The following is a 19369-nucleotide window of genomic DNA, read 5'->3' as shown; positions in this document are numbered from 1 at the left end:
CCGCTCCAGCGGTCTTTGACAGCAGCATCCGAAAATCCCGGATGCGGCCCAAAGTACTTTTTGCCAGCGGCCTTAGTTGGCCGACAGCGAAGCGATTTCCACGCGAGCACCGCCGCCCATGGTCGAGGACACGGCGAGCTTGCGCAGGTAAATACCCTTGGCGGCAGCCGGACGAGCCTTTTGCAGGGCGTCGACCAGAGCGGCCAGGTTGGATTGCAGTTGTTCGATGCCGAACGAAGCGCGGCCAATGGTGGCGTGGATGATACCGGCCTTGTCGGTACGGTATTGCACTTGACCAGCCTTGGCGTTCTTGACGGCGGTGGCGACGTCCGGGGTCACGGTGCCGACCTTGGGGTTCGGCATCAGGCCGCGCGGGCCCAGGATCTGACCCAGGGCGCCGACGACACGCATCGTGTCGGGCGAGGCGATGACCACGTCGAAATCCATCTGGCCAGCCTTGATCTGGTCAGCCAGGTCGTCCAGGCCGACCACATCGGCGCCGGCGGCGCGGGCGGCTTCAGCCTTGTCGCCTTGGGCGAACACGGCGACGCGAACGCTCTTGCCGGTACCGGCGGGCAGGACCACGGAGCCACGAACCAGCTGGTCGGACTTCTTGGGGTCGATGCCGAGCTGCACAGCCACGTCGATGGACTCATCGAACTTGGCGGTGGCGGTTTCCTTGACCAGGGTCAGGGCTTCGGCGACCGGATACAGCTTGGTGCGATCGATCTTCTGGGCGATGGCGGCGGCGCGCTTGGACAATTTAGCCATGATTAGACCCCCTCAACGGTGATGCCCATGCTGCGGGCGCTGCCAGCGATCGTGCGAACCGCGGCATCCAGATCGGCAGCGGTCAGGTCAGGCTGCTTGGTCTTGGCGATTTCTTCGGCTTGCGCGCGGGTCAGCGTGCCAACCTTGTCGGTATGCGGCTTGGACGAACCCTTTTGCACGCCGGCGGCCTTCTTGATGAGGACCGTCGCGGGCGGGGTCTTCATGATGAAGGTGAAGCTCTTGTCCGCGAAGGCGGTGATCACCACGGGGATCGGCAGACCCGGCTCCATGCCTTGGGTCTTGGCGTTGAACGCCTTGCAGAATTCCATGATGTTCAGGCCACGCTGACCCAGGGCCGGGCCAATCGGGGGGGAGGGGTTTGCCTTACCAGCCGGTACTTGCAGCTTGATAAAGCCGACGATCTTCTTCGCCATGCTTTGCTCCTAACGGGTGATAGCGCCCGCCTTGGCGGCGGGCTCCCCGGGGTTGAAAATCAGGTCTTTTCGACCTGGCTGAAATCGAGCTCGACGGGGGTGGCACGACCGAAAATCGTGACCGACACACGCACCTTGCTCTTTTCGTAATTGACTTCTTCGACGTTGCCGTTGAAGTCCGCGAACGGGCCTTCCTTGACGCGGACCATCTCGCCCACTTCGAAGAGAATCTTGGGCCGCGGCTTCTCGACGCCCTCTTCCATCTGCGACAGGATCTTCTCGACCTCGCGCTCGGAAATCGGGGTCGGGCGATTGCCCGAGCCACCCAAAAAGCCGGTGACCCGATTGGTGTTCTTGACCAAGTGCCAGGTTTCGTCGGTCAGGTCCATTTCGACCAGGACGTAACCGGGGAAAATCCGGCGCTCGGTGATCGACTTTTGACCACCCTTGACCTCGACGACTTCTTCGGAGGGCACAAGGATGCGGCCAAAAGACGTTTGCAGCCCCGCACGCTCGATACGCTCGTTCAGGGCCTTTTGTACGCTTTTCTCCATGCCGGAATACACATGGACGACATACCAACGTTTACTCATGCCTGTCCTTATTTCCAGCCCAGCAACAGGCCGTAAAGTATCCACTCGATGCCCTTGTCGAGCACCCACATGAAAATGCCCATCACCGCGACGAACGCGAAAACAATCCCAGTCATCTGGAATGTTTCTTTGCGCGTGGGCCAGGAGACACGCTTGACTTCGTTGTACGACTCTTGGGCGAAGCTGATGGTGCGCCGGCCGGGTTCGCTGAACCAGGCAATGACGGCAGCGATCACCAGACCGCCAACAAATACGCCGATGCGGGCCACCATGGGTTGCGCGCTCAGCACGGAAAACCCAACGATGCCAGCAATAACGACAAGAACCGCCAACCCGAGCTTGATCCGGTCAGCGGTACTAGTAACGGTTTCTACGCTGGTATTAGACATTTTGCGACACGAGCCCGCCGTGAATGTGCGCAACTCGCGGTACTCTCCGGCGGGTGGTGGCAGGGGCAGTAGGAATCGAACCTACAACCTTCGGTTTTGGAGACCGACGCTCTGCCAATTGAGCTATACCCCTATGGCTTTCACTTGATTTGCAGCAAGGTTAATGCAAGACACCGCTGCAATTCGCATGGCACCTCGCGGAACCATACATAGTACTACTTTTTTAAGCCTGTGTGCAAGTTTTTGTGCACAAGGAAATGGGGCCTTGCGGCCCCGTTTCCTTAGGCTTGATGGGTATTACTTGAGGATCTTGGCGACGACGCCGGCGCCGACGGTACGACCGCCTTCACGGATGGCGAAACGCAGACCTTCTTCCATGGCGATCGGGGCCAGCAGCTTGACCGTCATCGTCACGTTGTCACCCGGCAGAACCATTTCCTTGTCCTGCGGCAGGTCGATCGTGCCCGTCACGTCCGTCGTGCGGAAGTAGAACTGCGGACGATAGCCGTTGAAGAACGGCGTATGACGGCCGCCTTCTTCCTTGGACAGAATGTACACCTCGGCCGTGAAGTCCGTGTGCGGCGTGATCGAACCCGGCTTGGCCAGCACCTGGCCACGCTCGACGTCTTCACGCTTGGTGCCGCGCAGCAGAATGCCCACGTTGTCGCCCGCTTGACCTTGGTCCAGCAGCTTGCGGAACATTTCCACGCCCGTGCAGGTCGTCTTCACCGTCGGCTTGATGCCCACGATTTCGATTTCTTCGCCAACCTTCACCACGCCACGCTCGATACGGCCAGTCACCACCGTGCCGCGACCCGAGATCGAGAACACGTCCTCGACCGGCATCAGGAAGGCGCCGTCAACCGCGCGCTCCGGCGTCGGAATGTACGTGTCCAGCGCCTGGGCCAGCGACAGAATCGCCTGCTCGCCCAGCTCGCCCTTGTCGCCCTCGAGCGCCAGCTTGGCCGAACCCTTGACGATCGGCGTGTCATCGCCCGGGAAGTCGTACTTGCTCAGCAGCTCGCGAACTTCCATCTCCACCAGCTCGAGCAGCTCGGCGTCGTCAACCATGTCAGCCTTGTTCAGGAAGACAATGATGTACGGCACGCCAACCTGGCGGCTCAGCAGAATGTGCTCGCGCGTCTGCGGCATCGGGCCGTCAGCGGCCGACACCACCAGGATCGCGCCGTCCATCTGCGCCGCGCCCGTGATCATGTTCTTCACGTAGTCAGCGTGGCCCGGGCAGTCAACGTGCGCGTAGTGGCGCGTCTCCGTCTCGTACTCAACGTGAGCCGTGTTGATCGTGATGCCGCGAGCCTTCTCTTCGGGCGCCGCGTCAATCTGGTCGTAGCCCTTGGCTTCGCCACCGAACTTCGTCGACAGCACCGTCGTGATCGCCGCCGTCAACGTCGTTTTGCCGTGGTCAACGTGACCAATCGTACCCACGTTCACGTGCGGCTTGGTACGTTCAAACTTGCCTTTTGCCATGGCTGACTCCTGGACCTGGATTGAAGCTTCTGACTGAAGAAAAGATTAGAGAATTTTGGTGCCCATGACGCGGATCGAACGCGTGACCTCTCCCTTACCAAGGGAGTGCTCTACCACTGAGCCACATGGGCATTTTGGAGCGGGTGAAGGGAATCGAACCCTCGTCGTAAGCTTGGAAGGCTTCTGCTCTACCATTGAGCTACACCCGCGGCTACCCTTTCACCTTGCTTCACTACCACTTCGCGTGTGGTTCGCAGCATCGAGGCATTGTCTGCCTCAGATGCAAATCCAGGCCAATACCGCGCCTGGATTTGAAATGGTTTCTCTTGGTGGAGGAGGTTGGATTCGAACCAACGTAGGCGCAAGGCCAACAGATTTACAGTCTGCCCCCTTTAACCACTCGGGCACCCCTCCTGAGAGAAACGAGATTATGAACACATTTATTATCGGTGTCAAACCGCGCCAGGCGGGCCGGGGCAGTCCTGTTTCCGGGGCGGATCAATAGTGGTTAAAAAGCTGCTGCAGCGCGGCCGGGTCCTGTGAATGCATCAGGCCCAGCGTGAGGAGGATGCGCGCTTTTTGGGGATTGAGTTCGCCGGCGGCGATGGTGCCGTGGCCGTCGTCGTCGACTTCGACATTGCGCACGACGCGGCCGGAGCCGGTGCGCGTGGCGCGCACCACGATCACGCCATTGGCCACGGCGCGGTCCAGCGCCAGGATGGCATCGGCCGTGGCATTGCCGTCGCCCACGCCCGCCAGCACGATGCCCTGCGCGTAGCTGGCCATGAAGTCGATGAGCTTGCCGTCCATGTCCACGCAGGCATAGGCGATCTCGACCCGGGGCCAGTTGCGCGCCGGAGGCAGCGGCAGGCTGAACACCTGCTTGGCCGCGGCGCTGGCGATGCCGGCCGATCCATAAAAGCCCACCTGGCTGCCGCGCACCCACCCTGCCCGGCCGCTGTTGGGCGAGGCGAAGGCGTCCACGCCGCCGCAGGACATCTTTTGCACCGCGCGCGCGTAGTGGATATCGTCGTTCATGGTGACCAGGGGCCCGCGGCCGCGGCTTTGGGCATGGGCGGCGATGGTCACCGCATTGAACAGGTTGCGCGGGCCGTCGGCGCTCAGGGCCGTGGCCGGACGCATTGCGCCGACCAGCACCACCGGCTTGTCGAAAGGCAGCACCAGGCTCAGGAAATAGGCGGTCTCTTCAAGCGTGTCCGTGCCATGGGTAATGACCACACCGTGGACACTTGAGTCGGCGCAGAGTTCGCCCACGCGGGCGGCGAGCGCGCGCCACACATCGTAGGTCATGTTCTGGCTGCCGACATTGGCCAGCTGCTCCGGGAAGACCTGGGCGACGCGCTGCAGGCCCGGCACGGCCTGCAGCAGGGCTTCGGCGCTCACGCTGCCGGCACGATAGGAGGCGCTGCCCGCGCTGTCCTGGACACCAGCGATGGTGCCGCCCGTGGCCAGCAGCGCGATGCGCGCGCGCTCAGGCATCGATCACTCCCGCCAGGCCCTGGCGCTCCAGCAGGGCATTCAAGTGATCCCAGCCATGGAAGTCGATCATGATCTGGCCTTTTTCGCGCGCGCCTATCTTCAGCGTCACGCGCGTGCCGAGATGATCGGAAAGCGCTTCTTCGAGGCGGGTGACATCGCGCGATGCGCTCACGCTCTTTTTCTTGGGCGAAGCTTCGGCGTCCTTGACGGTCTTGGCCACCAGCTTCTCGGCCTCGCGCACGGACAGGCGGCGCGCGATGATGAGATTGGCCAGCTGGATCTGCATGGCGGCGTCGACGGCCAGCAGGGCCCGGGCATGGCCCATGTCGATATCGCCGGCCAGCAGCATGGTCTGCACGGGCGCGGCCAGGTTGAGCAGGCGCAGCAGATTGCTGGTCGCCGAACGCGAGCGGCCGATGGCCTGGGCAGCCTGCTCATGGGTCAGGCCGAATTCATCGAGCAGGCGGCGCACGCCGTGCGCCTCTTCAAGCGGATTGAGATCTTCGCGCTGGATGTTTTCGATCAGCGCCATGATGGCCGCGTTTTCGTCGGCCACCTCGCGCACCAGCACCGGCACTTCTTTCAGGCCGGCCAGCTGGGCGGCGCGAAAGCGCCGCTCGCCAGCGATGATTTCATACACGCCGGCCGCGCCGCCGGCCAGTTCGCGCACCAGGATGGGCTGCATGATGCCCTGGGTGCGGATGGACTCGGCCAGCTCATTCAGGGCGCCCTCGTCCATGCGGGTGCGCGGCTGGTATTTGCCTGCGCGCAGCTTGTCGATGTCCAGCACGGTGGGCGGGCCCTCGGGGCGCGCCGTCGCCTTGCCGATATTGTCGATCACCGGGGCATCCGCCCCGAGCAAGGCATCCAGCCCTCGGCCCAGGCCCTTGGGTTTCTTGGTAGCCATCTTATGAGTCCTCTTTCTTCAACGCAGCAAGATGCATTGTCTTGTATCGTCTGGCGGCGGGGCCCGAGGCCCGGCGCCGCTTACTACATCGCCTTCACGCGCTCTATCATCTCGGCGCCAAAGGAGATATAGGCCTGCGCGCCACGCGAAGCGCGGTCATATACCACGCCCGGCATGCCATAGCTGGGCGCTTCGGCCAGCCGCACATTGCGCGGCACGACCGTGTTGAACACCTTGTCGCCAAAGTGGGCCTCCAACTGGGCCGAGACCTGTTGCTGCAGCGTCATGCGCGGGTCGAACATCACGCGCAGAAGGCCGATGACGCGCAAATCGTTGTTGATATTGCGATGCACGCGCTTGATCGTGTTGACCAGGTCGGACAGGCCTTCCAGGGCGAAATACTCGCACTGCATGGGAATAATCACCCCGTGCGCCGCTGCAAGCCCGTTGAGGGTCAAAAGCGACAGGGTCGGCGGACAATCGATCAGCACGAAGTCGTACTGGCCGGCAATGCTTGCGATGGCGAGCTTGAGCTGGCGCTCGCGCTCTTCCATTTGTACCAGATCGATCTCCGCGCCGGAAAGCTCGCGATTGGCGGGCAGCACATCGTAGCCGCCGGATTCCGAACGCACGCGCGCATCCTCGATGCTCGCCTCGCCGATCAGGACCTGATAAAGATTGGACTGCAAGGAATTCTTGTCGATGCCGCTGCCCATGGTCGCATTGCCCTGAGGATCCAGATCGACCAGCAGGACACGTTGTTGATGGGTGGCCAAACCCGCCGCGAGATTGATCGCCGTCGTGGTCTTGCCCACGCCTCCTTTCTGGTTGGCGATACAAAATACACGGGCGGATTTGGTGGGCGGAATATTGTTCATAGGGTTCCTTGACTACGGCGCATCCAGATGAGGCAGCGCTCGGCATCGAGTTCTGGCACGTGCAATGACTGAATGCGTTCGACCTGCCAGGCGGCCGGCAATGCTTCGATTTCCTCGCCCGGGACCTTGCCCTTCATGGCGACGAGGGTACCACCCGGACGGACGTGACGGCCGGCCCAATTTGCGAAATCCTGCAACGATGCGAAGGCGCGCGAGATCACGACATCGCAATCCGCGGGCGCCACGCGCTCGATGCGCGCATGCATGGCATGCAGATTGGGCAGCATCAGGGCGCCGGCCATCTGCTGCACGAAAGCCGTCTTTTTCTCGACGGCGTCCACGCAGGTGATGTCCCAGTCCGGCTGCATGATGGCCAGGACCACGCCGGGCAGGCCGCCTCCCGAGCCGACGTCGTAGATCTTGGCCGGCCGTCCCTGCAGGGACTGGGCCAGGGGTTCCACGACGGACAAGCTGTCGAACAGATGCTGGATCAGCATCTGCTCCGGATCGCGTATGGCGGTGAGGTTGTAGGTGCGGTTCCAGCGTTGCATCTGCGCCATATAGCGCAGCAGCTTTTCCTGCTGGTCCGGGCTGGCCGACAGCTGCAATGCCTGGCAAGCCTGTTCCAGCCGCTGCGGGGCGGCGATATCTTCGGGCAAGTCGCTCATGCGGCCTGCTTGCGCGAGCCGTAATGCAGGCGCTTCAAGTGGATAAGCAGCAAGGAGATCGCCGCTGGCGTCACGCCCGAAATGCGCGCGGCCTGGCCCACGGTCTCGGGGCGATGGGTCTTGAGTTTCTGGCGGACTTCAAAGGACAGGCTGGTCACCGCGTCGTAATCAATGTCGGCCGGAATGGCTTGTTGTTCGTGCGAGGCGTGCTTTTGCACCTCGTCGCGCTGGCGGGCGATATAGCCGGCATACTTGATCTGGATCTCGACCTGTTCGGCCAGCACGGCATCGCCGAACACGCCCGGCCCGGCAAGCAGCTGCCCTTGCCCATCGTGGGCCTGCATCAGGGCTTCATAGCTGATGTTGGGGCGCTTGAGCAGATCGGCCAAGGAGTACTCGCGTTCGATGGCCTTGCCCAACAGGGCCTGGGCGGCGTCTTCGGGCAGCAGGCGCGGATTGACCCAGGTCGATTGCAGACGCTGCACTTCGGCCTCGACCGCGTCGCGCTTGCGGTTGAACGCATCCCAGCGGGCATCGTCGACCAGGCCCAGCTTGCGGCCGATTTCGGTCAAACGCAGGTCGGCATTGTCTTCGCGCAGGCTCAGGCGGTATTCGGCCCGGGAGGTGAACATGCGGTAGGGCTCGGTCACGCCACGGGTGACAAGGTCGTCGACCAGCACGCCGAGATAGGCTTCGTCGCGCCGCGGCACCCAGATTTCGCGTCCATTGGCATGCAGGGCGGCATTCACGCCCGCCAGCAGGCCCTGGGCGGCGGCCTCTTCATAGCCGGTCGTCCCATTGATCTGGCCCGCGAAGAACAGCCCCGAGATTGCCTTGGTTTCCAGGCTGGACTTCAATCCACGTGGATCAAAGTAGTCGTACTCGATCGCATAGCCGGGGCGCAGGATATGGGCCTGCTCCAGGCCGGGCAAGGAGTGGATCAGCTCGTACTGCACGTCGAACGGTAAGCTGGTGGACACCCCGTTGGGATAGACCTCATGGGTGTCCAGGCCCTCGGGTTCCAGGAATACCTGGTGCGAGCTCTTGTCGGCAAAGCGGTGGATCTTGTCTTCGATGGATGGGCAGTAACGAGGCCCCACGCCTTCGATCACGCCGCTATACATAGGGGAGCGGTCCAGTCCGCCGCGGATAATCTCGTGGGTGCGCTCATTGGTGTGGGTGATCCAGCACGGCAATTGACGCGGATGCAGGTCTGCCGACCCCATGAAAGAGAAGACAGGCACGGGGTCGAGATCACCGGGCTGCTCTTCCAGGATGGCGTAATTGATGGTGCGGCCATCAATGCGCGGCGGCGTGCCGGTCTTCAGGCGGCCTTGCGGCAGCTTGAGTTCCTTCAGGCGTTGGCCCAGGGATATGGCGGGCGGATCCCCTGCCCTGCCCCCGGAATAGTTCTGCAGCCCCACGTGGATCAAACCGTTGAGGAAGGTGCCCGCCGTCAGCACGACGGCGCGGGCACGGAACTTCAGACCGATCTGGGTGACGGCGCCGACGACTTTATCGCCCTCCACCATCAGGTCTTCGACCGCCTGCTGAAATAGCCAGAGATTGGGCTGATTCTCGAGTCGGTGCCGGATCGCCTTGCGGTAGAGGACGCGATCGGCCTGGGCGCGAGTCGCGCGCACAGCCGGGCCCTTCGAGCCATTGAGAATGCGGAACTGGATACCCGCTTCGTCGGTCGCGATCGCCATGGCGCCGCCCAGGGCGTCCACCTCTTTGACCAGATGGCCCTTGCCTATCCCTCCTATGGAGGGGTTGCAGGACATCTGGCCTAGCGTCTCAATGTTGTGCGTCAGCAGCAGGGTCTGGGCGCCAGTGCGCGCAGCAGCCAAGGCCGCCTCAGTGCCGGCGTGGCCGCCACCGACGACAATGACGTCAAATTCGCGGGGGTAATCCATGGTGTGGGGGGAAGCAAGAATGGGCTTTCAGGAGGCATTATAGAGTCAGCCCCCACGATGTTTCACGTGAAACATCGTAAGCCGAGCAAATCCGTGGGGTGGTGGGTACGAAAATCGCGATGAACGCCATACCACTGTATGGATACTCAGGTACGGGAGTGTTCCACGTGAAACCTTGGCGCGATGTTGAATGTTTCACGTGGAACACTTAACCCTTATCACGGATCCGTAAAAAGGATGTTTCACGTGAAACATGAGCCGACAAAAAGCTGAAATGCCCTTTATCGGGAAAAGACTAGCGGACAGGTGCAACAAGATGTCCACCGTGTCAGGCGGATAGATATTAGAGTGTGTCGCGGTGGGATAGTTCCACGCCACTTCTTCCGCCAAAGAAAACTATTGCGCCAATAGTGTTTATCTTTTCCACAGACTTGTTCACGCCCCGGATGCCACGGATAAGTCTGTTGATAAACCCTGGTGCACCAGAACGAGAGCATGTCCCGCATGGCCTGGATATTAATCCCCAGAACTATCCACAAGCCAAAACGATACACAGCCCAACAACGGGACTACCGGGCGTCGGGGCAGATGGGGATATCTTTGTGAAGAACCGGGCCGCGCGGCCGGTGGAAAACTCCGCCCTTGCCCGCCCGGCGCCGCAACAGTTATTCAGCTCTTGCGGGACCTCCCCTTCGTGATAGGTCCCGTAATTCCGTGATAATGCACGGTTTTTTCGATGGCGCTTACGGCAACGCGCAAGTATTGCGCAATCATGGATGGCTATTCATTCTGGGTAAAACAATGTGGAAATCCCATCCCAGCTTTTGTGCAAAACCGCCGCGCCATATCCAGGAAGCCGCGCTCGGAGTGGTCTGAAAATCGCCCGCCTCGGATTTTTATCCACAAAGTTATCCAAAGGCTGGAACCGCGCCCGCGCGACAAAATACCGCCGCCATGAGGGACGGCCCCCAAATGAGGAGTGTGCGGGTTAGTGCGCGCTAACAGGGGAGCGGAAATGACAACGCCCCAGACTTTGGGTCTTGGGGCGTTGCGCCAGGGGGTTAGGCCTGGCGTACCGGGAAAAAGGGATTTCCCGACTTAGAGCGGGCGAATTTCGGCCGCTTGAGGTCCTTTCGGACCATCTTTGACTTCGAATTCGACTTCCTGGCCTTCGTTGAGGCTGCGATAGCCTCGGCCTTGAATCGCGGAGAAGTGCGCGAACACATCAGTACCACCGCCGTCCGGCGTAATGAAACCGTAACCCTTATCGGCGTTGAACCACTTAACTTTGCCCTTTTGAGCCATTTTTATAGCGTCCTGGAAAAAAAAACGAATTGCAAGTGAATCAAGGACGCTGACACCAACTTATCGTACAACTTTGCGGCTGCACGTTTCGTTTGTCGCTTGCCGACAATGGCATTAACCGGGCTTGCGCACTGCTTGAATCAACTGCACGGCCAGCATACTCATCCGGAGTTGGGCATACATATTATTGTTTACCCGTATGTGGCTTTTTTTCACTTGTCTCACAAGTGAAGCCCTCATCAGACCACAACTTTGTTGCAGTACTGTGCCGCGTCCGCCGGGCATGAGCACATATCCGCCCGTGCTTTAAAGTTTTGGGATACTTATGCCCGAACCCAGACGCCGATCCACCGTCCCCTACCCTTCAGAACCATGATCCGCTCCAAGCTGCCCGATGTCGGGACCACTATTTTCACTGTCATGAGCCGCCTGGCCATCGAACACCAGGCCATCAACCTGGGCCAAGGATTTCCTGACTTCGATCCCGATCCCAAGCTGCGCGAACTTGTCACCAAGGCCATGGACGCGGGACACAATCAATATCCCTATATGCCCGGCGTGGCGCCGCTGCGCGCGGCCATCGCCGACAAGGTCGCCACGCTTTATGGTCATCGCTATGACCCCGAGACCGAGATCACCGTCACCAGCGGCGCCACCGAAGCGTTGATGGCCACCGTGCTGGCCGCGGTGAACAGCGGGGATGAGGTCGTCGTCATCGAGCCCTGCTACGACTCCTACCTGCCGGCGATCCGCCTGGCCGGCGGCACCGCCGTGCCCGTGCCCATGCGCGCGCCCACCTTGAATGATCCGCATTATCGTGTGGACTGGCAGCGGGTGCGCGACGCCGTCACGCCGCGCACCCGGCTGTTGATGCTGAACTTTCCGCACAACCCGACCGGCGCCATCCTGGACGACAGCGATCTGGACGCCCTGGAGGCCATCGTGCGCGATACCGGCATCCTGCTGCTGGCCGACGAGGTCTATGAACACATCGTGTTCGATGGCAAGCCGCATGCCAGCATCGCACGCCGCCCGCTCCTGGCCGAACACGCCTTCGTGATTTCCTCCTTCGGCAAGACTTATCACACCACCGGCTGGAAGATCGGTTATTGCTGCGCCCCGCGGCAGCTGAGCGCCGAGCTGCGCAAAGTGCATCAATTCATGGTGTTCACCGTGTCCTCGCCCATGCAGTACGCACTGGCGGCGTTCATGGCCGATCCCCGTCCCTACCTCGATCTGCCCGCCTTCTACGAGACCAAGCGCAATCGCCTGGCCGAAGGCCTGGCGGGCACGCGCTTCCGCGCCCTGCCCAGCCCTGGCACCTTCTTCATGCTGGCCGACTACAGCGAGATTTCAAAGGAAAAAGAAGGCGATTTCGCCCAGCGCCTGACCATCGAACACGGGGTGACTGTGATCCCGGTCTCGGCCTTCTATCGCGATCCGCAAGCGGATGGTTCCAACCATCACATCGTGCGTTTCTGTTTCGCCAAGAAGGACGCCACCCTGGACGCCGCCATCGAGCGCCTGGCAAAGGTCTGAGGCGCCGCACAAGCGGCGCGGCTAACAAAAACGGGTTTCCCGCCATGTTGCGGGAAACCCGTTTTGCATGCCGGCCGCCTGGACCGGCCCTGCCAGGCTTAGGCCTGCTGGCGTTTGCGCAGATAGCGCAGCGATTGCGGCACCACCACCACCGCCAGCGCGGCGATCCACAGACCGATCGACACGCCGCTCTGGAACAGCACGCTGATCTCGCCATTGGTAATGGACAGGGCGCGGCGCAGGTTCTGTTCCATCATGTCGCCCAGCACCACGCCAAGCACCAGCGGCGCCATGGGCACTTCGAACTTGCGCAGGAAGTAGCCCAACGTACCGATCACCACCACCATCATGAGATCAAAGCTGCCCGCGTTGATCGCATAGACGCCGATATAGCTGATGCACAGGATGCCGGGCACCATCAGCCAGGCCGGCACCGACAGCACTTTGGAGAAGACCCGCACCATGGGCACGTTCATCACGAAGAGCAGCACGTTGGCGATGAAGAGCGAGGCGATCAGGCCCCACACCAGCTCCGGCTTGCTCTCGAACAGCACGGGGCCCGGCGTGATGTTGTAGAGGGTCAGCGCGCCCATCATCACGGCGGTGGTGCCCGAGCCGGGCACGCCCAGCGTCAGCATGGGCACGAAAGAACCGACCGCCGAGGCCGTGGCAGCCGCTTCCGGCGCCACCAGCCCGCGCATATCGCCCTTGCCGAACTTGGCATTGGGATCCTTGCCTTCGATGATGCGTTTTTCTTGCGAATAGGCCACGGCGGCCGCCACGCTGGCGCCCGCGCCCGGCAGCACGCCCACGCCAAAACCCACCAGCGCGCTGCGCACCACGCTCCACCAGGTGAAGGCGAGTTCTTTCAGATTGAAGAGTTTGCGTCCGCTGGGCTTGACCTCGACGCTTTGTCCGCCGATGACTTTTTCCAGCATCTCCAGCATTTCGGCCACGGCAAACAGCGCAATGACCACCACCACGAAGTCGATGCCATCGGCCAGATGCACCGACTCGAAGGTATAGCGGTAGACGCCCGAGTTGGAATCGACGCCGATGACGGAAATGCCCAGGCCTATCATGGCCGCCAGCACGCCCTTGACCGGTTGCTTGCCCAGCAGGCTGGTCAGGCAGCAGAAGGCGAAGACCATCAGCACGAAATACTCGGCCGGCCCGAAGGCCAGCGCCCACTTGGCGAGCGTGGGCGCCAGCAGGATGATGCCGCTGACCGACACGATGGCGCCGAAGAAGGCCGACCAGGCCGACAGCGACAAGGCCACGTTGGCCATGCCCTGGCGCGCCAAGGGATAGCCGTCCAGCGTCGTCATGATGGCGCTGGCCTCGCCGGGCACGTTCAGCAGGATGGAGGTGATGCGACCGCCATACTCCGCGCCCACATAGACCGCGGCCAGCAGGATGAGCGCCGTTTCCGGCGGCAGGTTCATGGCGAAGGCAATGGGGATGAGCATGGCCACGCCGTTGATCGGACCCAGCCCGGGCAACACGCCCACCATGGTGCCGAAGAAGGAGCCGATGGCCGCCACGAGCACATTGGTGAGCGAGAACGCCACACCAAAGCCCATGGACAAATGATCGAGAACGCCGCTCATATCAGACCCTCCAGCAGGCCGCCCGGCAATACGACATCCAGGACCTTGTCAAACAACAGAAAGAAAAACAGACCCATTACCAGGCCGCCCACGGTCGCCTTGATCCAGGACCCGCCGAACAGGCGGCCGACGGCCACGGTCATGACGGCCGTGGAGATGATGAAACCAAGCCACTGGAAGAGAAAGGCATAGGCCGCCGCGAACAACACCATCAGCGCGATGCGCGCATTGGCGCCGGGCGGATTGGCTTCCACGGGATGCCCGCCCTTGATGGCCAGGCGCAGGCCGCACAGGCCGATGATGAGCGCGATCAGCAGCGGGAAGGCGCGCGGGCCCACGGGTTCGTAGGCGAAAGGCGCCTCGATATCCCAGCCCACCCATGTCATGAAGGCGGCCAGGACCAGGGCAATGATGCCCAGCAAACGATCATTCATGATCCGGGATCCAAGCAAGGAAAATAGCAGCGACGCCGCGCGCGGCCCGAAGGAGCGCGCGGCGCCGTGGAGAGGGTTACTTCTTGATCAGGCCGAAGGAGTCCGCCAGTTCGGTGTATTGCTTGACCTGTTCCTTGACGTAGTCGTCAAGCTCCTTGCCCGTCTTGGCGAAGGGGAACAGGCCTTGCTGCTCGCGCAGCTTGGCGTATTCGGGCGAGGCCATCGCCTTGTTGAAGGCATCGACCCAGAACTGGTAATCCTCATCCGACACCTTGGGGCCCACATAGAAGCCGCGGATGATGGGCCAGACGATGTCGTAGCCCTGCTCCTTGGCGGTGGGGATGTCGGCCAGCTTGCCCGGCAGGCGTTCGCTGTTGAACACCGCCAGCACGCGGATGGGCGCGCCGCCCTCGAGCATGGTGAAGGCTTCGGCGGCGTCGCCCATATAGGCCTGAATATGGCCGCCGCGCAGCGCCGTCACGGCTTCGCCGCCGCCTTCAAACGCCACGAAACGCATCTTGCGGAAATCCACGCCGGCCGCCTTGGCGGTCAGCGCGGCCTTCATCCAATCCTGGCTGCCCACGGTGCCGCCGGCGCCCAGGACAATCTTGGTCGGATCCTGCTTGAAAGCCTCCATCAGGCTCTTCAAGTCCTTGTAGGGCGAATCATTGCGCACCACGGCAACGCCATAGTCCGAACCGATACCGGCCAGCCAGCGGACATCGTTGACGTTGTACTTGCCGAACTTGCCCTGGGCCAGGTTGAGCAGCGAACCTCCCGAGAAGGCCACGATGGTGCCCGGCTCCTTGGGATGCTGCGCGACGATGTTGTTGTAGGCCACCGCCCCGATGCCGCCCGGCATGTAGACGATGCGCATGGGCGCCTTCAGGGCGCCGCTTTGCTTCAGGCCTTCGGTGGCCAGGCGGCAGGTCAGGTCAAAGCCGCCGCCAGGCTGGGCCGGCGCGATGCACTCGGGGCGGCGCGGTTCGCCGGCGGCGTGCGTGGTCAGGCTGGCCCCCAGGCCGAGGATACCCAGGGCCGCCACGGCGCCAATACGGATTTTTTGCAGGATCTGCATGAGATGCGGTCTCCGATTGTTGTTGGATTCTTGGCCGGCATGCGCCGACAGGAACCGCACCGTACAAAATCCACCCTTTCCGTTTGCTTTCAAGTCTGGCCGTTTTTCTGCTGCAAAGCAGCATCCGCCGTAAAACCTAGGGAAAACACTAATGTGGCGCGCAAGCCTGGCCCGGGTTCGCGGTTTTCAAGTTTGAGCGTTCCGCCATGCAGGCCGACGATGGTCCCCACGATGGCCAGCCCCAACCCGGCGCCGGGCTTGTTCTTGCCCGCCGCTCCGCGGCGAAAGCGCACGCTGGCGTGCGCAATGTCTTCCGGAGACATGCCCGGCCCGGCGTCTTCCACGCAGATCCAGGCCTGTCCCTGCCCGCTGCCGACCCGGATGGTGACCTCGCTGCCAGCCGGGCTGTAGCGCAGGGCATTGTCCAGCAGATTGGACAGGGCTTCGCGCAGCAGGCCCTCGGCGGCCTGGATGCGGACGGGTTCGGCAGGCCGCTCCAGGCCGAAGTCGATACGCTTCATGCGGATGGCCGGCAGCAGCGAGCGGCTCACGCTGTCGGCCAGCTCGGCCAGGTCCACCGTCTCCAGCGGCAGGCCGCCTTCGGCCCAGGGGGCGTCCTTGGCCCGGGCCAGGGTCAGCATCTGGTTGGTCGTGCGCACGGCCCGGTCCAGGCCTTCTTTCATGGCGAGCAAGGCGGCATGGATCTCCTGGGGGTCGGTTTCCCGCAGGGCATAGGCGGTTTGCGTGCGCAAAACCGACAGCGGCGTGCGCAGTTGGTGCGAAGCGTCATCCAGGAACTGCCTCTGCACCCTCGCCTGAGCCTCAAAACGGCCCGTGTGGAGATTAATCGCCTCCAGCAGGGGTAGGACCTCACCCGGCACGTCGGACGCGCTGATGGGGCTTAAATCGTCCGCGGAACGGCTGGCGACTTCGTCCCTGAGCCGCTCAAGGGGCCTGAGAGCCATCAGAACGCTCCATATGACCGCCAAAACGCTGATCAGTAGCAGGGCGACGTCCCGCTCCACCGAACGCAGCAGCGCTCGATTTAAGAAGTCCTCGCGGGTTTCCAGGCCTTCGGCCACCTGGACGATGACGCGCCCGCCCTGGTTGGCATACAAGGGCGGGTCCATCGGCCGGGCCAGCGCCGCGACCCGCAGCGGCTGGCCCTCATAGTTGGCGTAGAAGAATTCCGGTTTGCCGGACTGCAGCGGATGGTCGGGCATGGGCAGGTCCGGATTGCCGATTTCGGCCAGCCCGTCCTCGGTGGCCACCCGGTAATACACGCTGCCATTGGCCGTCAGCTCGAAGAATTCCAGCATGAGGTAAGGCAGCTCCAGACTTAATCCACCGCTCGCTGTGGATATGTTGTGGTCGATGGAACGCAGCGCGCCGGCAAGCGCGCGATCGTAGGCAATATCGACCTGTTCGCGCAGCTGCTGGTTGGACAGCCACAGGCCGGCGACCAGGATGGTGACCAGCGCGGGAATGAGCCACAGCAGCAAAGTGGCGCGCAATGTGCGCGCCGCCGGCGTATCACGAGTTTTCAACAGCCGCCTCCAGGCTGTAGCCCATGCCGCGCATGGTGACGATCTGCACGCCGGTGTCGGTCAGTTTTTTGCGCAGCCGGTGCACCAGGACTTCGATGGCTTCCAGGTTGACATCGCTGTCCTCGCCCTGGATGCGGTCCAGGATTTGCTGCTTGTTGATGGGTTCGCCGCTGCGTTGGATGAGTACGCGCAGCACCGCGTATTCCTTTGGGGATAACTGCAGGTTCTGTCCGCTGACCGTAAATCGCTGGGCTGAAGTATCCAGGACCAGATTGCCCAGCGACAGACGGGGATGGTCGCGTCCGCGGCTGCGTCGTATCAAGGCGGTGAGCCGGGCCTCGAGTTCTTCGAGCACGAAAGGTTTGGGCAAAAAATCGTCGGCGCCTTCGTGCAGTGTACCCACTCTTTCGGCCAGCGAGTCTCTTGCGGTCAGCACCAGAACCGGCGTGCGGTCATCGCGAGCCCGCATTTTGGTGAGCAATGTATGCCCATCCATGCCCGGCAGGCCGAGGTCGAGGATGACGGCATCGAATTCTTCCAGCGCCAGGCGGCGTTCGGCAAGCAGGCCATTGTCGGCCCAGTCCACGACGAAGCCCGCGTGGCGGGCGAGGCTGCGTGACAGCCAGTGCGCCAGGTCGGCTTCGTCTTCGATCAACAGAATGCGCATAGCGGGGACCCCGTGGGGCGGTGGCGGTGGGAAAGCATGTTTTGGCTTTTCCTTTTTTTTTCTTTATATAAAGACTAATGATTAATAAGGGCTGTGGATAACTACCTTAACGTTGAAAACCGTATCTTTTTCAACGGCTTGGACGGATTTTAGGCTGTGCAAGAACTCTGTTTGGCGAGAAAGCCCAAGTTGAACAAGTTTTTGGACGGATGCCAAAAGCCCGGCTTGTTCAACATGGGTGCACACAATGTGCACAAGCACGCGCCCTAGTAGTTATCCACAGGTCGGTTTCCTTGCCTGGCCCATTTTTCGACCCGTTTTTCCGGCACAACAGCCCGGTCCGGGAGCATGAAAATCCGGCCCGGCAAGGGGAAAAATCGGGTCTCTGGGCGGCGCAAAACGCTCGGGAGCGGGCGGGCGCGCGCTCGCCGGCCAAGGCCTGCAAGACGCCATGGCGCTCAGAAATTGAGCAAGAAAAATCGCTGTCCGATCTTTGCTTTTGCCCTTGGCCGCGCGTCGCGGGCGAAAAAAAACCGCCCCGTCGGGGGCGGCTTGGGACAGGCGCTAGGACCTCAGGCCGGCCGATTGGCGTCAATGACGGTCAGCGCGGCCATGTTGACGATACGGCGCACGGTGGCGCTGGAAGTCAGGATGTTGACCGGCGCATTGGCCCCCAGCAGGAAGGGGCCGACCGCCACATTGCCGCCGGCCGCCGTCTTGAGCAGGTTGTAGGCGATATTGCCCGCGTCCACGTTGGGGCAAACCAGCAGATTGGCCGTCCCCTTGAGCGTGGAGGACGGCAGGATGCGCAGACGCAGCGCTTCGTCCAGCGCGCAGTCGCCATGCATCTCGCCATCGATTTCCAGGTCGGGCGCTTGCTGGCGCACGCGCTCCAGCGCTTCGCGCATCTTGGCGCCGGAAGCCGAACTGCCCGAGCCGAAGTTGGAGCGCGACAGCAGGGCCACCTTGGGCGCCAGGTTCAGGCGCTTCATTTCTTCGGCGGCGGCGATGGTGAATTCGGCGATCTGCTCGGCCGTGGGATCGTCGTTGACGTGGGTGTCGACCAGGGCGATGGTGCGTTGATCCAGCAGCAGGATGTTCATGGCCGCATAGGTCTTGGCGCCAGGACGTTTGCCCAGCACCTCATCGATGAAACGCAGGTGGTCGTGATACGCGCCCACCGCGCCGCAGACCATGCCGTCGGCATCGCCCAAGCGCACCATCATGGCGCCGATGAGCGTCATGCGGCGGCGCATTTCGACGCGCGCCATCTCCTTGCTGATGCCGCGGCGGTTCATCAGTTCCCAGTAGGTGGTCCAGTACTGGTGGAAGCGCTCGTCGTATTCGGGATTGGTGACTTCGACATCTTCGCCCAGGCGCAGGCGCAGGCCGTATTTTTCGATGCGCGACAGCAGCACGGAGGGTCGGCCCACGAGGATGGGTTTGGCGATTTTCTCGTCGACGATGACCTGCACGGCGCGCAGCACGCGCTCGTCTTCGCCTTCGGTAAAGACGATGCGCGCGCGGCCCTGATCGCGCACCACCTGTTTGGCGATGGCGAACAGGGGTTTCATAAAGGCGCCGGAGTGATAGACGAATTGCTGCAGCTGCTCGACATAGGCGTCGAGATCGGCGATGGGCCGGG

Annotated in this window: 18 protein-coding genes and 4 tRNA genes; 1 reads left to right on the top strand and 21 read right to left on the bottom strand. The window is 62.2% G+C overall.

Features of this window, described 5'->3' with window-relative positions; translation table 11 throughout:
• Positions 1–72: 72 nt before the first annotated feature.
• The 15 genes from rplA to L540_RS21485 all read right to left on the bottom strand — a co-directional run bounded on the left by rplA (position 73) and on the right by L540_RS21485 (position 10849).
• Complete coding sequence (rplA, locus tag L540_RS06605) at positions 73–771, bottom strand: 50S ribosomal protein L1 (protein ID WP_029577166.1); 699 nt, start codon at positions 769–771, stop codon at positions 73–75.
• 2 nt (positions 772–773) lie between these two features.
• Positions 774–1205 (bottom strand): 50S ribosomal protein L11, encoded by a 432-nt coding sequence (gene rplK / locus L540_RS06600; RefSeq protein WP_029577167.1) that lies wholly within the window; start codon positions 1203–1205, stop codon positions 774–776.
• Positions 1206–1264: 59 nt separating this feature from the next.
• Complete coding sequence (gene nusG, locus L540_RS06595) at positions 1265–1798, bottom strand: transcription termination/antitermination protein NusG (protein WP_029577168.1); 534 nt, start codon at positions 1796–1798, stop codon at positions 1265–1267.
• Between the two features lie 8 nt (positions 1799–1806).
• Positions 1807–2187: a preprotein translocase subunit SecE gene (secE, locus tag L540_RS06590; RefSeq protein WP_029577169.1), complete on the bottom strand. Its 381-nt coding sequence runs from the start codon at positions 2185–2187 to the stop codon at positions 1807–1809.
• A gap of 57 nt (positions 2188–2244) precedes the next feature.
• Positions 2245–2320, bottom strand: a tRNA-Trp gene (locus L540_RS06585).
• A gap of 164 nt (positions 2321–2484) precedes the next feature.
• Positions 2485–3675 (bottom strand): elongation factor Tu, encoded by a 1191-nt coding sequence (gene tuf, locus L540_RS06580; protein ID WP_043207328.1) that lies wholly within the window; start codon positions 3673–3675, stop codon positions 2485–2487.
• 56 nt (positions 3676–3731) lie between these two features.
• A tRNA-Thr gene (locus L540_RS06575) sits at positions 3732–3806 on the bottom strand.
• Positions 3807–3810: 4 nt separating this feature from the next.
• Positions 3811–3884 (bottom strand) — tRNA-Gly (locus L540_RS06570).
• A gap of 118 nt (positions 3885–4002) precedes the next feature.
• Positions 4003–4089, bottom strand: a tRNA-Tyr gene (locus tag L540_RS06565).
• An 84-nt stretch (positions 4090–4173) separates the two neighbouring features.
• Positions 4174–5175 (bottom strand): asparaginase, encoded by a 1002-nt coding sequence (locus tag L540_RS06560; RefSeq protein WP_043206728.1) that lies wholly within the window; start codon positions 5173–5175, stop codon positions 4174–4176.
• Positions 5168–6082, bottom strand: a complete 915-nt coding sequence (locus L540_RS06555; RefSeq protein WP_043206733.1) for a ParB/RepB/Spo0J family partition protein — start codon at positions 6080–6082, stop codon at positions 5168–5170. Before L540_RS06555 ends, L540_RS06560 begins: the two co-directional genes overlap by 8 nt.
• An 83-nt stretch (positions 6083–6165) precedes the next feature.
• A complete protein-coding gene (locus L540_RS06550) occupies positions 6166–6960 on the bottom strand; it encodes a ParA family protein (RefSeq protein WP_043206736.1) in 795 nt (264 codons plus the stop codon).
• A complete protein-coding gene (gene rsmG, locus L540_RS06545) occupies positions 6957–7628 on the bottom strand; it encodes a 16S rRNA (guanine(527)-N(7))-methyltransferase RsmG (protein WP_043206739.1) in 672 nt (223 codons plus the stop codon). The genes L540_RS06550 and rsmG overlap by 4 nt, the downstream gene beginning before the upstream one ends.
• A complete protein-coding gene (gene mnmG / locus L540_RS06540) occupies positions 7625–9544 on the bottom strand; it encodes a tRNA uridine-5-carboxymethylaminomethyl(34) synthesis enzyme MnmG (RefSeq protein WP_043206742.1) in 1920 nt (639 codons plus the stop codon). The genes rsmG and mnmG overlap by 4 nt, the downstream gene beginning before the upstream one ends.
• Before the next feature lie 1098 nt (positions 9545–10642).
• Positions 10643–10849 carry a cold-shock protein gene (locus L540_RS21485; RefSeq protein ID WP_029577884.1) on the bottom strand — a complete coding sequence of 69 codons (207 nt, stop codon included), beginning with the start codon at positions 10847–10849 and terminating at the stop codon, positions 10643–10645.
• Positions 10850–11221: 372 nt separating this feature from the next.
• Here L540_RS21485 and L540_RS06535 point away from each other — a divergent pair, with 372 nt between their 5' ends.
• Positions 11222–12388 carry a pyridoxal phosphate-dependent aminotransferase gene (locus tag L540_RS06535; RefSeq protein ID WP_043206747.1) on the top strand — a complete coding sequence of 389 codons (1167 nt, stop codon included), beginning with the start codon at positions 11222–11224 and terminating at the stop codon, positions 12386–12388.
• A 98-nt stretch (positions 12389–12486) separates the two neighbouring features.
• On the opposite strand, the gene L540_RS06530 is transcribed toward L540_RS06535, so the two are convergent.
• The 6 genes from L540_RS06530 to L540_RS06505 form a co-directional block, all read right to left on the bottom strand.
• The gene (locus tag L540_RS06530; RefSeq protein ID WP_043206749.1) at positions 12487–13998 is read right to left on the bottom strand and encodes a tripartite tricarboxylate transporter permease; all 1512 of its coding nucleotides are present in this window, start codon (positions 13996–13998) and stop codon (positions 12487–12489) included.
• Positions 13995–14432: a tripartite tricarboxylate transporter TctB family protein gene (locus L540_RS06525; protein WP_043206754.1), complete on the bottom strand. Its 438-nt coding sequence runs from the start codon at positions 14430–14432 to the stop codon at positions 13995–13997. Before L540_RS06525 ends, L540_RS06530 begins: the two co-directional genes overlap by 4 nt.
• Positions 14433–14508: 76 nt before the next feature.
• On the bottom strand, positions 14509–15510 hold the full coding sequence (locus L540_RS06520) for a Bug family tripartite tricarboxylate transporter substrate binding protein (protein ID WP_043206756.1): 1002 nt from the start codon (positions 15508–15510) through the stop codon (positions 14509–14511).
• A gap of 89 nt (positions 15511–15599) precedes the next feature.
• A complete protein-coding gene (locus L540_RS06515) occupies positions 15600–17057 on the bottom strand; it encodes a sensor histidine kinase (protein WP_043206757.1) in 1458 nt (485 codons plus the stop codon).
• Entirely contained in the window at positions 17044–17724 is a 681-nt protein-coding gene (locus tag L540_RS06510) for a response regulator (RefSeq protein WP_043206761.1), read from the bottom strand. The genes L540_RS06515 and L540_RS06510 overlap by 14 nt, the downstream gene beginning before the upstream one ends.
• A 572-nt stretch (positions 17725–18296) precedes the next feature.
• On the bottom strand, positions 18297–19369 hold a 1073-nt coding region (locus L540_RS06505), incomplete at its 5' end, for a phosphate acyltransferase (protein WP_048026122.1).

Origin of the sequence: Bordetella pseudohinzii, assembly GCF_000657795.2 — a bacterium.
GTDB classification, from domain to species: domain Bacteria; phylum Pseudomonadota; class Gammaproteobacteria; order Burkholderiales; family Burkholderiaceae_B; genus Bordetella; species Bordetella pseudohinzii.
The sequence above is the reverse complement of the archived record's forward strand: the minus strand, read 5'-3'. Positions and strand labels throughout refer to the sequence as shown.

Bases quoted from the DNA above. Each gene is read 5' to 3' on its own strand.
- L540_RS06530 (WP_043206749.1), bottom strand. From the start codon at position 13,998: ATGAGCGGCGTTCTCGATCATTTGTCCATGGGCTTTGGTGTGGCGTTC.
- secE (WP_029577169.1), bottom strand. From the start codon at position 2,187: ATGTCTAATACCAGCGTAGAAACCGTTACTAGTACCGCTGACCGGATC.
- tuf (WP_043207328.1), bottom strand. From the start codon at position 3,675: ATGGCAAAAGGCAAGTTTGAACGTACCAAGCCGCACGTGAACGTGGGT.
- L540_RS06510 (WP_043206761.1), bottom strand. From the start codon at position 17,724: ATGCGCATTCTGTTGATCGAAGACGAAGCCGACCTGGCGCACTGGCTG.
- L540_RS06525 (WP_043206754.1), bottom strand. From the start codon at position 14,432: ATGAATGATCGTTTGCTGGGCATCATTGCCCTGGTCCTGGCCGCCTTC.
- mnmG (WP_043206742.1), bottom strand. From the start codon at position 9,544: ATGGATTACCCCCGCGAATTTGACGTCATTGTCGTCGGTGGCGGCCAC.
- L540_RS21485 (WP_029577884.1), bottom strand. From the start codon at position 10,849: ATGGCTCAAAAGGGCAAAGTTAAGTGGTTCAACGCCGATAAGGGTTAC.
- L540_RS06560 (WP_043206728.1), bottom strand. From the start codon at position 5,175: ATGCCTGAGCGCGCGCGCATCGCGCTGCTGGCCACGGGCGGCACCATC.
- rsmG (WP_043206739.1), bottom strand. From the start codon at position 7,628: ATGAGCGACTTGCCCGAAGATATCGCCGCCCCGCAGCGGCTGGAACAG.
- L540_RS06550 (WP_043206736.1), bottom strand. From the start codon at position 6,960: ATGAACAATATTCCGCCCACCAAATCCGCCCGTGTATTTTGTATCGCC.
- rplA (WP_029577166.1), bottom strand. From the start codon at position 771: ATGGCTAAATTGTCCAAGCGCGCCGCCGCCATCGCCCAGAAGATCGAT.
- nusG (WP_029577168.1), bottom strand. From the start codon at position 1,798: ATGAGTAAACGTTGGTATGTCGTCCATGTGTATTCCGGCATGGAGAAA.
- L540_RS06520 (WP_043206756.1), bottom strand. From the start codon at position 15,510: ATGCAGATCCTGCAAAAAATCCGTATTGGCGCCGTGGCGGCCCTGGGT.
- rplK (WP_029577167.1), bottom strand. From the start codon at position 1,205: ATGGCGAAGAAGATCGTCGGCTTTATCAAGCTGCAAGTACCGGCTGGT.
- L540_RS06555 (WP_043206733.1), bottom strand. From the start codon at position 6,082: ATGGCTACCAAGAAACCCAAGGGCCTGGGCCGAGGGCTGGATGCCTTG.
- L540_RS06535 (WP_043206747.1), top strand. From the start codon at position 11,222: ATGATCCGCTCCAAGCTGCCCGATGTCGGGACCACTATTTTCACTGTC.